Genomic DNA, 13,265 nt, shown 5'->3' on the forward strand with positions numbered 1-13,265 from the left:
CATGCCAATCATTATGATAATATAATAAATAATAAGAAAATAACTGACATACTCTTGAATCAAAGGACGATTTCACGGCAAGAAAAAGGGAGATAACGCAATGAATATCCTTAAATTCCGCTCGCAAAAGGAATTGAACCAGGCCGGAGCCGGCATGATCATCGAAATACTGCAAACGAATCCGGGAGCCGTCCTCGGGCTTGCCACCGGAGGTACGCCGGTCGGCATCTATCAGGAACTGGCGGCAGCGCATCGTCAAGGGCTGGTCAGCTATGCGAAGGCCGCCGTATTTAATCTCGATGAATATGTGGGGCTTGAGCGCGGCCATCCTGAAAGCTATTACAGCTATATGCAGCGGCATTTACTGGGCAAAATAGACATTCCTCCGAAGCAGTGCCACATTCCCGACGGCATGGCGGCCGATTTGGAATCGGAGTGCAGGCGCTATGACCGCGTGCTGGAGGAAGCCGGGCCAATCGATCTGCAAATGCTTGGCATCGGTCACAACGGACATATCGGCTTTAACGAGCCGGATGAGGAACTGGAGCACGTAACGCACGTAGTCGAACTCCATGAGCAAACGCGCGAGGCGAATGCCCGTTTCTTCGGCATGCCCGAGAAAGTGCCTGCACAGGCGATCACGATGGGAGTCGGAACGATACTCAAGGCCAAAAGGATTCTTCTTGTCGTCCGCGGACCGGACAAAGCCGATATTGTAAAAAGGGCGCTGCAAGGGCCGGTCACGACGAAATGTCCGGCGTCTTTTCTGCAGACCCATCCAGATGTAACGGTGCTTTTGGATACGGATGCGGGGAGTGGGCTAGGATGAACTCAAGAATAAAAACAACGCTTATCCATCATGCGAACATCGTCACTTTAGACAGGGTCCTTGCACAAGGCTATGCTTTTCTGCAGGGGGACATCATTCAAGAGACGGGGCCTATGCAGGAGCTGGACCCGCAGCTCCTGCAGCTTGCAGAAGAAATCATCGATGCCGGCGGCTTCTGGCTGCTGCCCGGTTTTATCGATGTGCATGTGCACGGAGGGGACGGACATGACTTCATGGACGCGTCTGCCGAAGCGCTGGAAGGAATTACACGCTTCCATGGGAGCCACGGGACAACGACGATGCTGGCGACGACGACGACTGCTCCGCAAGAGGAGCTAGCAAAGGTACTGCAATCGGTTCATTCGTTCCGGAATAAACAAATGCCCTATGCACAGCTGGAAGGAGTACATTTGGAAGGACCGTTCATCAGTCCGGCATATCCCGGCGCCCAGAACCCCGCCTACATCGTTGCACCCCGGCAGCAATGGATAGACGATTGGACAAGGCAGTACCCGGGGCTGATCCGGTTGTTGACACTGGCTCCCGAAAGGGAGGGCGCGTTGCCTCTCATCGAGAAGCTGTCCGGTCAAGGGATCGTTGTCGCTTGCGGTCATACCGACGCTACTTACGCACAAATCAGAGAAGCCGTCCGGCACGGCCTGCGCCATGCGGTTCATACGTTTAATGCGATGAAAGGGCTGCATCACAGAGAGCCGGGCGTCGTCGGCGCCGTCTTGACCGAGGATGCCATCGGTGCGGAAATGATTGCAGACGGCCGCCATATCCACCCGGCATGCATCCGTCTTCTTATGCAGGTGAAACGCAGCGATAACCTGATGCTGGTTACGGACGCCATATCCGCCGCCGGGCTTGGCGACGGGGATTACCGGTTCGGCGGGCTCGAGGTGACAGTACGAAACGGAGCCGCCACATTAAAGGACGGCCGCACCTTGGCTGGCAGTACCCTGACGATGATCGATGCGTTTCGGTTCATGGTCAACACCATCGGCGCGTCAGTGCCCGAGGTCAGCAGGATGGCCAGCCATAACCCTGCCAAGGCTCTCGGCATTGCGGACAGGACCGGAAGTATTGCGCCCGGTAAACAGGCCGATCTGCTGCTGGTGTCTCCGGAGCTGTCGATCGACAAAGTATGGGTGAAGGGCAGCCTTGTTTTGTTCTAATATGGACAAACAAAATCCCGCCGATGTTCATTATAACGAATATCAGCGGGGAGCTTTGGAGCTTGATGAAGTCTGAGCCATGGATAGCAAATAAAAAAGCCTGTTTAGATGAACGGACTCAGGTCCGTTACTTTCCAAACAGGCTTGGTTGAATTGATGTTCCATATGAACGTCCGGCTGAGCCGCATGAACGGAGAAGCCTCGTCCAGCAGAGTCATTCCAACACTTCATGGGTATGCGATAATGCGCTGCCGCTGCAAGATCGCAAGCATCCGTCACAGGCGCATCAGCTTCCGCTGCAATATGTCCTGCCTCCATTATTTGGGTGACGGCCGTCCTCTTATGATGGCATTAAACCCGTTCATTCACCATACGGTTCGTCAACGAACCGAGCTTCTCGATCTCGATCGTCACGACATCGCCGTCTTTAAGGTAGACCTGCTTATCCTCCGGATATCCCATAACCACACCCTCCGGTGTTCCCGTTAGAATGATGTCCCCCGGTACCAGCGTCATATGTTGAGAAATGTAGCTAACAATTTCGTCGCAATGGAATATCATATCCGACGTATTGGAATTTTGCCGCACTTCACCGTTTACGATGCTGCGAATGCCGAGGTTGTTCGGGTTTCCGACTTCATCGGCCGTCACCAAGTACGGTCCAAGCGGACTGAAGCCATCGCAGGACTTACCGAGCAGCCACTGCTGCGTACGCATTTGCAGATCGCGGGCGGACAGATCGTTCACGTTGCAGTAGCCAAACACATAATCCAGCGCGTTTTCTTTCGCCACATATTTCGCCTGCTTGCCGATCACAATGCAGAGCTCGGCCTCATAGTCCACTTTGCTGCTGACGCTCACGGGCAGCGGCACATCATGTCCGTGGCCGGTTAACGTATTGTTGAACTTGTTAAACAATATCGGATATTTCGGAATCGGCGAATTCGTCTCCTCTGCATGCTTCCGGTAATTCAGTCCGACACAAATGATTTTGTTCGGATGGGTTACGCAAGGTCCAAAGGTCAGCTTGGATTCATCCAGCACATACGCTTCGCTGCCGCCCGCCGCCAAAGCCTGATCAACGAAATTCTGCAGCGCGCTGACCGCCGCCGGGCCGCCTTCGATCACTTCATGTACGGTTTGCGGAACCGTCTGTCCCGCATTTTGCAGCGTTTGAATCGCTTTTCCAATATGTATGACGCCCCGGTCTGTTTTCACGCCAAGCTGAGCGTTTCCATTCTCCAAAAATGTAAGCAGTTTCATAATTGCATATCCTCCTCAACAGTTTTGTTTTATCAGGCATTCTTCCCGAACGTGGCTCCGCCATCAATGTACAGCGGGGAGCCCATCATGAACCGGGATTCGTCCGATGCGAGGAACAATGCCGCATTCGCTACATCCTCCGGACGGCCTAGCTCGCCGCTCAGCTGACGCTTTTTGATCGACTCGATCGCTTCCTCCGGATTGTCGTAAGACTTTTTGAGGTAATCTTCGACAAACGGCGTAAAAATGGTCCCCGGCAGCAATGCATTGACGCGAATATTGTAAGACGCATAATCGACCTGCATTGATTTGGTCAAGGCCAGCACCGCTCCCTTGCTTGCGGAATAGGAAGCTCGCCGGGCGAGTCCGATTTCGGCAATGCACGAGGACATGTTGATGATCGAGCCTTCCCTGCGCTCCATCATATAGGGCAGCACGAATTTGCAAGGCAAATAAACGCCCCGGATATTGACGCTGATAACACGGTCCCAAGCCTCCGGCTCCACTTCGTGAATGGCGCCGACACCGCTGACGCCGGCATTGTTGAACAGAACGTCGATACGTCCGTACCGGCCAATCACGGTGTCTACCATCGCTTGCACCGATTCCGGGTTCGTCACATTCGCCTGCACGAATATGGCCTGGCCTCCGGCGGCTTGAATGTCCTCCACCGTTTCCTGCCCTTTGTCCTCATGCAGGTCGTTGACGATCACGGTCGCGCCTTCTCTTGCAAACAACAGCGCCGAGCTTCTGCCTATGCCCGATCCGGAACCGGTGATCAGCGTAATTTTGTTCTGCAATCTCACGGGAATCACATCCTTTGCTTTTTGCTCCGTTATTGCGGGTTTTGTGACAATCGTTTGGCCAAGGCGCAGATCTCCTCTTTGGCGAGTTCCCGCTTCTCCTCCCATTCGTGCTGGAACATGGAGCAGCTGATCGCCGCTATGACCTTGCCGTCCGCGTCTCGCACCGGCGCCGCCACACAGCTAAAGCCCATCACCGCCTCCTGCAAATCATATGCACACCCGTTTGCTCTGACCTCGGCTAACTGACGGTACAGCTCCTCGCGCGATTGAAGCGTATGAGGCGTAAGCCTCGGTTCCAGCTCCCCTGAAGTGTACAGAGCATCCAGCTCGGCCCGGTCTTGAAAAGCCAGCATCACTTTCCCCAGCGCCGTGGCATGGGCGGGAAACTTGATCCCGGGTTCCGAAGCAAGGCGTACGGGAGAGGGCATCTCTTCCTTGGCTAAATACAGCACCTCACGCCCCTCCAGCTTCGCCAGCTGGATCGTCTCCTTAATTATATGCTTCGTGATGGAAGCCTCCTTGCGGAAACGGTCGATCAAGCTGAACTGTTTGAAAAAAGCGTTTCCAATATAGCCTAGTCTGGAGCCCAGCGAATAGGTGCCGTCGCTCTCGCGCACAACCCATTCAAGCGCTTCCATCGTATTCAACAAGGAAAACATGGAGCTTTTATGGATGGCCAACCGCTTGGACAGATCGATCAGCTTCAGCCCGGATGGCTGCTGGGCGATCGCCTGCAGCACATCGTTCGCTTTTTCGAGTGCCGGTACCCAATACTTCTTTTCCATGCAACCTCCATGCTGTTACAACCTAGGTTTACTATAATAAACCGAGGTTTTGTATATTACATCTTCATAGTAGCACCCGGCTTCTTGATATGTCAATCGGAAATTATGCCGAATCGCGGCAGACTGCCCCCTTTCCCGTGAAATGACAAAACCCCGCATGCGCAGCCTTCTTGTGCGATCAGCGGGGAAAGTGAAAGGCTTATTTAATAATAACGGCATATACTTTGCCGGGGCCGTGAATTCCGATCGTCAGGTCGTTCTCGATATCCGCGCTTCGGCTCGGGCCGGTGATCAGATTGAGAGATGAAGCGTACTGCTCCGGCGACGATTTATCCCGGGTAATCCGCTCAAACGCTTCCCCCATCCGGTTCACCAGCTGGCCGGCGCGGAACACGGCAAACAAAATGTCCGTCAACAGGCTGACCGACCGGCCTCTCTGCGGAGAGCACTGAAGCACTAAGGTGCTTGTATTCGCTACGGCATAATCCGGCCATACGATCCCGAGCTGGCACCGCTCCGTACGCTTCAGCAGCTCGCTGCGCTTGGCCCAGTTAGATTCAGGCAGCTCCTCCACGCCCGCCTCAGGCTGAAATTCCAGCTCGCCCGGATTGACGGGCTCCACCCACGGTATAACCTCGATGCCTGCTTCCTTGAGCGCCTCATCCAATCCGAGCGCCTTCAGCTCCTCGTGTTCCCAACGGGAGACGTGCGTTACACCGAGCTCGGCAGCGATCTCCTTCAGCCATGCGCCGATCCGCTGCTTGGCCTCAGAAGCTTCCACAATGAGCACCTTGCCTGTCAAAGCCGTCCAATTCTCGGTAAACAGCGAGATTTTCTCTTCCACTGTGCGATCCAAGTCTTTATACCATTGCGGCGCGCCCCGAAAAGGATGAGCCGGAGCTGTACGAGGTACAGAGCTGCGTCCAAGCCGCGAAGACAAGCTGCCGATAAATGCATCTCTGCCTTGGATTGTACCCTTAGTCATAGCGCTGCTCCTCCCCGTTTCGATTTGTCAAAGCGCCTGCACGTCCGGCACTTTCCCGCTTTAGCTCCTGCTGCAGCTCCCGCCACCGCTCGCGGAACGACTGCTTCGGCTTCATTGGAAAATGGCGTGACTGCGTCCAGCCCGCTGCCGGTCCGGGCGCTTTTTTGATCACGCCTTTGCTCACAAACGGCTTCATCAGATAATAGGCGGACTTCGTCGCCATCCGATACAGCTTGACGCTGCCAAACGTTGTCTGGAACGTCTTGAAAGCCACGCGTTCGGCCAGCGGCGTCAACCCAAGCCGCACCTTACGCGCCCGAAGCTGCACAAGCATGTCATGCAGCGGTATCTTTACCGGACACGCTTCATAGCATGCCCCGCATAAGCTGGAGGCGTAGGCCAGCTGCCCCGCTTCCTTCATGTCCTGCTGCAGCAGCGGTGTCAGTACGGCTCCGATCGGGCCGCTGTATACGCTTCCGTAAGTGTGTCCGCCCACGTGACGGTACACAGGACAAACATTCAGACATGCCGCGCAGCGGATGCAGTGCAGCACCTCTTGAAATACCGGGTCTCCGAGCTGTGCCGACCGCCCGTTATCCAGTATGATCACATGAAGCTCCTCCGGTCCGTCGAGCTCCCCTTCGCGGCGCGGTCCCGTAATCATGGAGGTATACGTGGTCAGCTTCTGCCCCGTCGCACTCCTGGCAAGCAGGTTCAGCACGACCTCGAGGTCATCGTAGGTGGCCACCAGCCGCTCCATTCCCATGATTACGACATGGCATTCGGGGATCGTGCTCACCATCCGCCCGTTGCCTTCATTAGACACCAGCGTGATCGCACCCGATTCGGCTACGCCGAAATTGCAGCCGGTCAGTCCGATATCCGCTTGGAGGAAATAGTCGCGGAGCCGCTGTTTGGCATACCGGGCGAGCACCTTGGTTTCCGGCAGGAACGATTCCCCCGCCTCTGCCGAGAACAGGTCGGCGATTTGCTGCTTGTTTTTGTGAATGGCCGGGATGATCAGATGGGAAGGCGTTTCTTTGGCCAGCTGCAAAATATATTCACCCAGGTCCGTCTCAATGGCTTCTATGCCCCGTTCTTCGAGGTGACGATTCAGATGAATTTCCTCCGACACCATGGATTTGCCCTTGGCGACCAGCTTGGCGCAGCGCTTTTCGGCAATGCCCATGAACGTTTGGACCGCCTCATCCCCGGTGCGGCAGAAGTACACATGTCCGCCGGCCTTGGCAACATTGTCCGAGAATTGCGTCAGGTAGTAATCCAGGTTGTCCACAACGTGCTTTCGGATCTGCCGTCCGCGTTCCCGCCATTCCTCCCACTGGCCAAAATCATCCGTCGCCTTTTTCTTGCCGGTCTTCAGCTTATCGGTTGTAAACGCTACCGCTTTGCGAAGAAAATCATCCGCCAGCGCTTCCTCCGTCCGCTGCTTCAGCCCTGTCCCGATCAGTTCCTTTTCATTTGCGACCTGCCGACTCACCCCGCTTCACCCCTTCCTCCAGCAGCTGCGCCAAATGCATGACGCGTACCGGCTTATTTTCTTTATTTAAACGGCCGCCGATATTCATCAGACAGCCCATATCCGTACCGACAAGCACGCTGGCGTTGGTCGAGCAGACGTTGGCCGCTTTCTCGCACACCATGGCCTCCGACATGTTCGCCATTTTAACCGCGAACGTGCCGCCGAAGCCGCAGCAGTCCTCTTTATACGGTAGATCGATCAGCTCCAGCCCTTTCACATGGGCCAGCAGCGTGCCGGGCTCCTCCCTGACGCCAAGAAGACGCATGGCATGACAGGACGGATGATAAGTGACTTTTTCCGGAAACTCCGCAGCCAAATCCTTTATCCCCAGCACATTGACCATAAATTGGGAAAACTCGTACGTTTTTTCAATCAGCCGTTCCGCTTTTGCCTTCCATTCCGGTTCGTTCTCAAACAATGACGGATAGTAATGATGCACCATTCCCGTACAGGAGCCCGACGGCGATACCACATAATCGCTGTGCTCGAATGCGCGAATCCAATTGCGCGCCACTTCACGGGCTTCATCTTGATAGCCGCTGTTGTATGCAGGCTGACCGCAGCAGGTTTGCAGCTCCGGGAAATCCACCTCGCAGCCGTACCGGTGCAAAAGCCGGACGACGCTCTCGCCGACCTCCGGGTACAACTGATCGGCCAGGCAGGTAATAAATAAGGAAACTCTCATGGGAATCCATCCTTTTCATTATGAGTTCACTCACTTATCAGGTTATCAGATAAGTTACGTTTTGAAAAGGGGGTCGGGTCCATTTCGGGGCGTTCCTCCAATCTCGCTTCCATGCCGACGGCACTACTTTTTCAGAAATTTCAGCAGGATCTGCTCGACGTGGGCCAGATGGCGCCCCATTTGTTCTTGTGCCGCCGCCGCATTTTGGCCGCGAATGGCTTCATATACCGCTTGATGCTCCTGCCAAAGCCGTATGGATACCTGGCGGTTGGCGTACATCTCCAGCCTGCGGGTCTCACGGATCGCCGTCTGCATCTGGGACGAGATCGAATCGATCAGCCGGACCATGATTGAATTATGTGTGGCTTCGGACAAGATCAAGTGAAATTCGATGTCCGACCGTTCTCCTTCTTCCTCATCGCCGAGGTATGCCTCCATCCGCTTCAGCACCGCCTCAAATTTACGAAGATCCTCGTCCGTCCGCTTCTCGGCCGCCATACCTGCCCCGGCAATCTCCAGCGCCTTCCGCGCCTCGATCAGCTCCAGCACCGTCTCCTTGCTCATCAGCAGCGAATTGAACTCCGGCAGCCCCACATCCCGCGATTCGATACTTCGCACATAGCTGCCCTCGCCCTGATGAATCTCTACCAGCCCCATGGCCTTCAGGGCGCTGAGCGCTTCCCTGACAGTTGAGCGGCCTACCTGAAAGCGTTCGGACAGCTCTTTCGTTGAAGGGAGCTTCTCTCCGGGCTTCAATCCGCCAGACACAATCTGCTCCTTGATTTGCTCCGCTATGGCTTCATAGATTTTGTGCGTTCTGATCTTTTGGATTTCCAACCATGACTCCCCCTGTCTGTCGTTGCCTCCGATATTAACATTATACCCGGATTCTCAAGGAGCACAACCAGACGGGATCGCGTCCCCGGGCCTTCCCATACCCAAACCGTCCATTCAACGCCGCCCGGCGCCTTCCAAGCCCCCGGATTATCTATGTGCTAAAAATAAACCGCCGAACAACGCCCGGCGGCTTTCCTTTGGTTAAAACATCCGTGCAACCGCATCTTTTCCGATCATCCCCGGCACGATGCCGAGCTCCACCGCACCATAGGTTACAGATTCCAAGGGGGCTTCCAGCAGCTCCTCAATCGTCCTGACCCCCGTTGCCCGACCGGCGATAATCCCTCTTTCTTTCAGCCGCTCGTTCAATAGTCCGACGTCTAAGGCCCCGCACATGATATAGCCTCTATCCGTAGTCACGGCGAGCAGCGTTGTTTTGGGCAGCTTCACTTCGACCGCGAGAGCGATGCGTCCTCCCATATCAATCGGTTCCAATCGCATCATGATAAGCACTCCTCTTAATGACCTTGTGCTGTCAGTATATGTATGCTCTGCCCCATGCGTGCCATTGACGTTATGCATCTATAAGGTCCCTGCTGCTTTTCATGATAAAATAGTGGTATAGTATAATATACCTAATTCAATTAAGAGGAGACGCCTATGGAGAAAGTCAATCCGCGCAAGCGCAAATTTTTGTTCAACGTAGACATCATGATAGAGGATGAAACCAACGGGCGTGCCTTGGAAACACTGCTGCACTTGTTGAATACCAACGATGTCGAGGATTATCAAATCAAGCAAGGGGTGGAATTAGGTAAAAAAATCAAAAAGGCTCTGAATGAAACGGTGATCAAAAAAAGTACTGTGCGGGCAGAGTCGACGACATTTTCGCCCGAAGACAAGAGAGACGGCAAGGCCAATGAGCCTTCCCTTCAGGAGAACGATCCTCACAAGCTGATCTGGGAAAAAATGATGACGTTCCAGCAGAACAATACCCTGCTCCGGCTGTCCGTCGTCAAGGGCAAGGGCATCAAGCTCAGCATGCCCTGTCGGATCATCAGCGTAGACTCGGCAAGCGGGAACGTGACGGTCTATCATGTAGACGAGAAAAAAGTCTATCTGTTTAAAATCAACGAAATCGACGATTATGAAATTCACTAATGGGTAAGTACGAAGAGAAGAATAGCCTTGAACTTCATTGCACAGATGACTCCGCAGGAATTCAAGCTCTTCTTCCGTTTCACCCCTTTCGGCGCTCACACGCAGACTCCGATGTGCTGTCATCGGCATCATGGACGGCTGCAATGTTCGCATCGCCGCCATGGGTGACGCCCTTCCCCGATGAAGGAGATGCCGATCCTCAACTTATTCGGTCGGCAGCCATTACGGCTGCTCCGAAAGCATAAAAAAACGCCCGGTGCACCACCGGACGATCTCTGTGTTGAATTATGATTCGGACGGGCTTTTCCAAGCTGCAAGCGCCAGAAACAGCCACCCCAACAAAAAGGCAATGCCCCCGATCGGCGTAATCGCTCCGAGTGCCGTAATGCCCGTTATACTCAAAACATAAAGACTTCCCGAGAACAAGATGATGCCGATCAGCATAAACCACCCTGCACGGCGCAGATGTCCGCCGGCCGGAAGAATCGATGCGCACAGTCCTATGGCGATCAGCCCCAGCGAATGCATCATTTGGTACTGCACGCCGGTCTGGTAGTTTGCCAGCATGTTCGGCGTCAACACCTCTTTCAATCCATGCGCACCGAACGCGCCGAGCGCAACGGACAAAAGCGCGCAGATGCTGCCGATGGCGACAAACGTACTGTTCATTCTCTGCTCACCCCCCATCTCTTCGGACCCGCTTAAACCATCTGTCCGACATCATGCTGACCGATGATCAAAGTGACCGGTTCAAGAAAGACACGGGTAGACGTCGGTTGAGCGATCAAATCGAATTCGACATCAATCACCCTGAAGCGCTCCCGTCTGCCTTCTCTTTTATCATGCACCACTTCAAATTCTTTAAGTCCCAACGGATATGAAACCACGGTAGACCCTACGGACAGCATCGCCGCTTCATATTCTCCATGGTTGAACAAGACCTCAGACATGATCTCGTCATTCATATCTACAATTTTGACCATTTGGCAGATCATATACTTCATTGCCTTCCTCCTTCGGTTAAAGGGTACCGCCGTACGGCGGGCTTATGAATCCGTACCCCGAATACGTTTAGTGATTCAACACGGCATCCCTGCATTCCTCTTTTTTCAACAGGATTTGACATCATCATTTCGAGCTCAGCAAAAAAACGGTCTCCGGCTTTCCGCTCGGGTGGCAAAACGAAGCATTCCGTCATAATATGCAACATCCAAGCCTTAGGAGATGAAAACGGTGAGCAAAAACAAAAATTTCAAAAAGAAAACCCCCCCATCCTCCATTGATAAAAACCGGTTCAATATGAAGGTTGTCACCTCAGATGTCTGCGCACGCTGTCTCAAATGCGAAAGAGGACGGCGCTACCTGCAAAAAATGTCGCTGCCCGGTGCTGTGGGTAAAGGCGTACCCTGTATACTGACCAAAGGCAAAGCTTACGGCTGACTCTCCGTTAACCGGTGGGCAAGTATCCGGCATTTCAGAAGGTCATGGCTTGGCAGCATTTGTTCAAGTCCGGCTGAAGTACTATAATAATAATGTCTGATACGCGACCGGGAGTAAACTCCTTTACGCATTACGCTTTTTTGAAAGACGAAAAAGGGGATTATACCAATGGAAATCTATCACATCGAGGATGCGTCGCTTTTCCCTAACTCCGGGCCGGAGGAACGGAGAAAACGGATTCTTGTGATAACGGCCGTCGAAGCCGAGAAGGATGCAATATGCCGGGGGCTGAAGGGGGACGGCCGATTTGACGTCCTAGGAGCAGGCGTTGGTCCGATAGCCGCCGCAGTCGGCACTGCGGCGGTCCTGGCGTCGGCCAAGTCCGATTATGACCTGGTGATTAGCGCCGGAATCGGCGGCGGGTTCCCGGGACGGGCTCCCATCGGCTCTTTGGTTGTCGCCGAGGAGATGGTCGCCGCCGATCTGGGGGCCGAGACCCCCGAGGGCTTCGTCAGTCTGGACAAGCTGGGGTTCGGTACAGCCCGCGTACACGCCCACGGCAGTCTGGTTGAACGGGTGACGGAGGCACTCCGGAATGCCGGGCTGCCGGTACATACGGGTCCGGTCCTGACGGTGTCGACGGTAACGGGTACGGCCGCTACCGCTGCAGCACTGTCCGCCCGGATCCCGGGTGCCGCTGCAGAAGGAATGGAAGGTTATGGCGTGGCTGCGGCCGCCGTCAAATTTGGCATACCCGTTTTGGAAATCCGCGCGATTTCCAACCCGGTTGGCCCAAGGGACCGTGACGCGTGGCGAATCGGGGACGCCCTGAATGCGTTAGAAGCAGCAAGTACAATCCTGAGGGAGGTTCAACTATGAAAATCGCCTTTTCACCTTGTCCCAACGATACTTTTGTTTTTCATGCCTGGGTGCATGGGCTGCTGCCCGGTGCGCCGAAGCTGGACGTGCAGTATGCAGACATTGATATCACCAATAACCTGGCGGCCAATGGCAGCGGGCCGGAAGTGCTTAAAATCTCCTATGCGGCTCTACCTTGGGCGATGTCCGAATATGCCCTCTTACCGTGCGGCGGCGCGCTCGGCAGAGGCTGCGGGCCGCTGGTGCTGACGAAGGACGGCACGAATGACCCTTCGATATTGTCCGGCCGGCGGATTGCGGTGCCAAGCGAACGCTCGACCGCCTATCTGCTGTTTCGGCTGTGGGCGGCCCAGCAAGTACCGGGAGGCGTGGGCGAGATTGTGGTGATGCCATTTCACGAAATCATGCCGGCGGTACGAGACGGCTCGATCGACGCCGGATTGGTTATCCACGAAGCGCGCTTCACCTACCCGTCGTACGGGCTTTCTCTTCTGGTCGACCTGGGAAACTGGTGGGAGGGTGATACCGGCTTTCCCATTCCGCTGGGTGCGATCATAGCCCATCGTTCTCTGGACCTTGATGCCATTGCCCGGTGGACCCGTGCGTCTGTCGAATATGCCTGGGCTCATCCGGAAGCGTCACGGGATTACATCCTGAGTCACGCTCAGGAAATGGATCCCAAAGTCGCGCAAGCTCACATCGATTTATACGTTAACGAATTCACCGCGGACTTAGGCGAAGACGGATACGCCGCGGTTACGACTTTGCTCCGCAGGGCGTCTGAAGAAGGACTGATACCGGCGGTTGATTTTGCCGCTTTAAGAAACAAAAATCATTGAAACGTAAAAACCCTCCGGAACCATGCGATCTATGG

The 13,265-nt window shown here is 54.6% G+C and carries 16 protein-coding genes; 6 read left to right on the forward strand and 10 right to left on the reverse strand.

Annotation, left to right across the window (positions count from 1 at the left end; translation table 11 throughout):
- The first annotated feature begins 100 nt into the window (after positions 1 to 100).
- Both nagB and nagA read left to right on the forward strand, forming a co-directional pair.
- Positions 101 to 829: a glucosamine-6-phosphate deaminase gene (gene nagB, locus NR121_RS18695; RefSeq protein ID WP_256831734.1), complete on the forward strand. Its 729-nt coding sequence runs from the start codon at positions 101 to 103 to the stop codon at positions 827 to 829.
- Complete coding sequence (gene nagA, locus NR121_RS18700; protein ID WP_256831735.1) at positions 826 to 2,010, forward strand: N-acetylglucosamine-6-phosphate deacetylase; 1,185 nt, start codon at positions 826 to 828, stop codon at positions 2,008 to 2,010. Before nagB ends, nagA begins: the two co-directional genes overlap by 4 nt.
- 351 nt (positions 2,011 to 2,361) lie before the next feature.
- Here the strand turns inward: nagA and NR121_RS18705 are convergent, their stop codons facing one another.
- The 8 genes from NR121_RS18705 to NR121_RS18740 form a co-directional block, all read right to left on the reverse strand.
- Positions 2,362 to 3,273, reverse strand: coding sequence for a fumarylacetoacetate hydrolase family protein (locus NR121_RS18705; RefSeq protein ID WP_054817156.1), 912 nt, complete (start codon positions 3,271 to 3,273; stop codon positions 2,362 to 2,364).
- A 32-nt stretch (positions 3,274 to 3,305) separates the two neighbouring features.
- Positions 3,306 to 4,079 carry an SDR family NAD(P)-dependent oxidoreductase gene (locus tag NR121_RS18710; RefSeq protein WP_074727265.1) on the reverse strand — a complete coding sequence of 258 codons (774 nt, stop codon included), beginning with the start codon at positions 4,077 to 4,079 and terminating at the stop codon, positions 3,306 to 3,308.
- 29 nt (positions 4,080 to 4,108) lie between these two features.
- Positions 4,109 to 4,864: an IclR family transcriptional regulator gene (locus NR121_RS18715; RefSeq protein WP_137669881.1), complete on the reverse strand. Its 756-nt coding sequence runs from the start codon at positions 4,862 to 4,864 to the stop codon at positions 4,109 to 4,111.
- Between the two features lie 199 nt (positions 4,865 to 5,063).
- The gene (locus tag NR121_RS18720; protein ID WP_054817155.1) at positions 5,064 to 5,849 is read right to left on the reverse strand and encodes a LutC/YkgG family protein; all 786 of its coding nucleotides are present in this window, start codon (positions 5,847 to 5,849) and stop codon (positions 5,064 to 5,066) included.
- Complete coding sequence (locus NR121_RS18725; RefSeq protein WP_256831742.1) at positions 5,842 to 7,347, reverse strand: LutB/LldF family L-lactate oxidation iron-sulfur protein; 1,506 nt, start codon at positions 7,345 to 7,347, stop codon at positions 5,842 to 5,844. The genes NR121_RS18720 and NR121_RS18725 overlap by 8 nt, the downstream gene beginning before the upstream one ends.
- Positions 7,325 to 8,074 (reverse strand): (Fe-S)-binding protein, encoded by a 750-nt coding sequence (locus NR121_RS18730; protein ID WP_256831744.1) that lies wholly within the window; start codon positions 8,072 to 8,074, stop codon positions 7,325 to 7,327. The genes NR121_RS18725 and NR121_RS18730 overlap by 23 nt, the downstream gene beginning before the upstream one ends.
- 123 nt (positions 8,075 to 8,197) lie before the next feature.
- Positions 8,198 to 8,911 carry a FadR/GntR family transcriptional regulator gene (locus tag NR121_RS18735; RefSeq protein WP_054817154.1) on the reverse strand — a complete coding sequence of 238 codons (714 nt, stop codon included), beginning with the start codon at positions 8,909 to 8,911 and terminating at the stop codon, positions 8,198 to 8,200.
- Positions 8,912 to 9,112: 201 nt separating this feature from the next.
- Complete coding sequence (locus tag NR121_RS18740) at positions 9,113 to 9,415, reverse strand: YunC family protein (RefSeq protein ID WP_054817153.1); 303 nt, start codon at positions 9,413 to 9,415, stop codon at positions 9,113 to 9,115.
- 156 nt (positions 9,416 to 9,571) lie between these two features.
- Between NR121_RS18740 and NR121_RS18745 the strand changes: the two genes are divergently transcribed.
- Positions 9,572 to 10,072, forward strand: a complete 501-nt coding sequence (locus NR121_RS18745; protein WP_137669878.1) for a hypothetical protein — start codon at positions 9,572 to 9,574, stop codon at positions 10,070 to 10,072.
- A gap of 285 nt (positions 10,073 to 10,357) precedes the next feature.
- Here the strand turns inward: NR121_RS18745 and NR121_RS18750 are convergent, their stop codons facing one another.
- Positions 10,358 to 10,741 carry a DUF423 domain-containing protein gene (locus NR121_RS18750; RefSeq protein WP_054817151.1) on the reverse strand — a complete coding sequence of 128 codons (384 nt, stop codon included), beginning with the start codon at positions 10,739 to 10,741 and terminating at the stop codon, positions 10,358 to 10,360.
- Between the two features lie 32 nt (positions 10,742 to 10,773).
- Positions 10,774 to 11,076 carry a hypothetical protein gene (locus NR121_RS18755; RefSeq protein ID WP_054817150.1) on the reverse strand — a complete coding sequence of 101 codons (303 nt, stop codon included), beginning with the start codon at positions 11,074 to 11,076 and terminating at the stop codon, positions 10,774 to 10,776.
- Positions 11,077 to 11,296: 220 nt separating this feature from the next.
- Here NR121_RS18755 and NR121_RS18760 point away from each other — a divergent pair, with 220 nt between their 5' ends.
- From NR121_RS18760 to NR121_RS18770, 3 genes are all read left to right on the forward strand, one after another.
- On the forward strand, positions 11,297 to 11,512 hold the full coding sequence (locus NR121_RS18760) for a hypothetical protein (RefSeq protein WP_054817149.1): 216 nt from the start codon (positions 11,297 to 11,299) through the stop codon (positions 11,510 to 11,512).
- A 168-nt stretch (positions 11,513 to 11,680) separates the two neighbouring features.
- Positions 11,681 to 12,391, forward strand: coding sequence for a futalosine hydrolase (locus NR121_RS18765; protein WP_256831748.1), 711 nt, complete (start codon positions 11,681 to 11,683; stop codon positions 12,389 to 12,391).
- Positions 12,388 to 13,230, forward strand: coding sequence for a 1,4-dihydroxy-6-naphtoate synthase (locus NR121_RS18770; protein ID WP_062406876.1), 843 nt, complete (start codon positions 12,388 to 12,390; stop codon positions 13,228 to 13,230). The genes NR121_RS18765 and NR121_RS18770 overlap by 4 nt, the downstream gene beginning before the upstream one ends.
- Positions 13,231 to 13,265 lie beyond the last annotated feature (35 nt).

Source organism: Paenibacillus sp. Pae15, assembly GCF_024519685.1.
Lineage (GTDB): Bacteria > Bacillota > Bacilli > Paenibacillales > NBRC-103111 > Paenibacillus_G > Paenibacillus_G naphthalenovorans.

What these genes read in the sequence shown, in the direction of transcription:
- nagB (WP_256831734.1), top strand. Translation starts at nt 101, where the DNA reads ATGAATATCCTTAAATTCCGCTCGCAAAAGGAATTGAACCAGGCCGGA.
- nagA (WP_256831735.1), top strand. Translation starts at nt 826, where the DNA reads ATGAACTCAAGAATAAAAACAACGCTTATCCATCATGCGAACATCGTC.
- NR121_RS18705 (WP_054817156.1), bottom strand. Translation starts at nt 3,273, where the DNA reads ATGAAACTGCTTACATTTTTGGAGAATGGAAACGCTCAGCTTGGCGTG.
- NR121_RS18715 (WP_137669881.1), bottom strand. Translation starts at nt 4,864, where the DNA reads ATGGAAAAGAAGTATTGGGTACCGGCACTCGAAAAAGCGAACGATGTG.
- NR121_RS18720 (WP_054817155.1), bottom strand. Translation starts at nt 5,849, where the DNA reads ATGACTAAGGGTACAATCCAAGGCAGAGATGCATTTATCGGCAGCTTG.
- NR121_RS18730 (WP_256831744.1), bottom strand. Translation starts at nt 8,074, where the DNA reads ATGAGAGTTTCCTTATTTATTACCTGCCTGGCCGATCAGTTGTACCCG.
- NR121_RS18740 (WP_054817153.1), bottom strand. Translation starts at nt 9,415, where the DNA reads ATGATGCGATTGGAACCGATTGATATGGGAGGACGCATCGCTCTCGCG.
- NR121_RS18745 (WP_137669878.1), top strand. Translation starts at nt 9,572, where the DNA reads ATGGAGAAAGTCAATCCGCGCAAGCGCAAATTTTTGTTCAACGTAGAC.
- NR121_RS18750 (WP_054817151.1), bottom strand. Translation starts at nt 10,741, where the DNA reads ATGAACAGTACGTTTGTCGCCATCGGCAGCATCTGCGCGCTTTTGTCC.
- NR121_RS18755 (WP_054817150.1), bottom strand. Translation starts at nt 11,076, where the DNA reads ATGAAGTATATGATCTGCCAAATGGTCAAAATTGTAGATATGAATGAC.
- NR121_RS18760 (WP_054817149.1), top strand. Translation starts at nt 11,297, where the DNA reads ATGAAAACGGTGAGCAAAAACAAAAATTTCAAAAAGAAAACCCCCCCA.
- NR121_RS18765 (WP_256831748.1), top strand. Translation starts at nt 11,681, where the DNA reads ATGGAAATCTATCACATCGAGGATGCGTCGCTTTTCCCTAACTCCGGG.
- NR121_RS18770 (WP_062406876.1), top strand. Translation starts at nt 12,388, where the DNA reads ATGAAAATCGCCTTTTCACCTTGTCCCAACGATACTTTTGTTTTTCAT.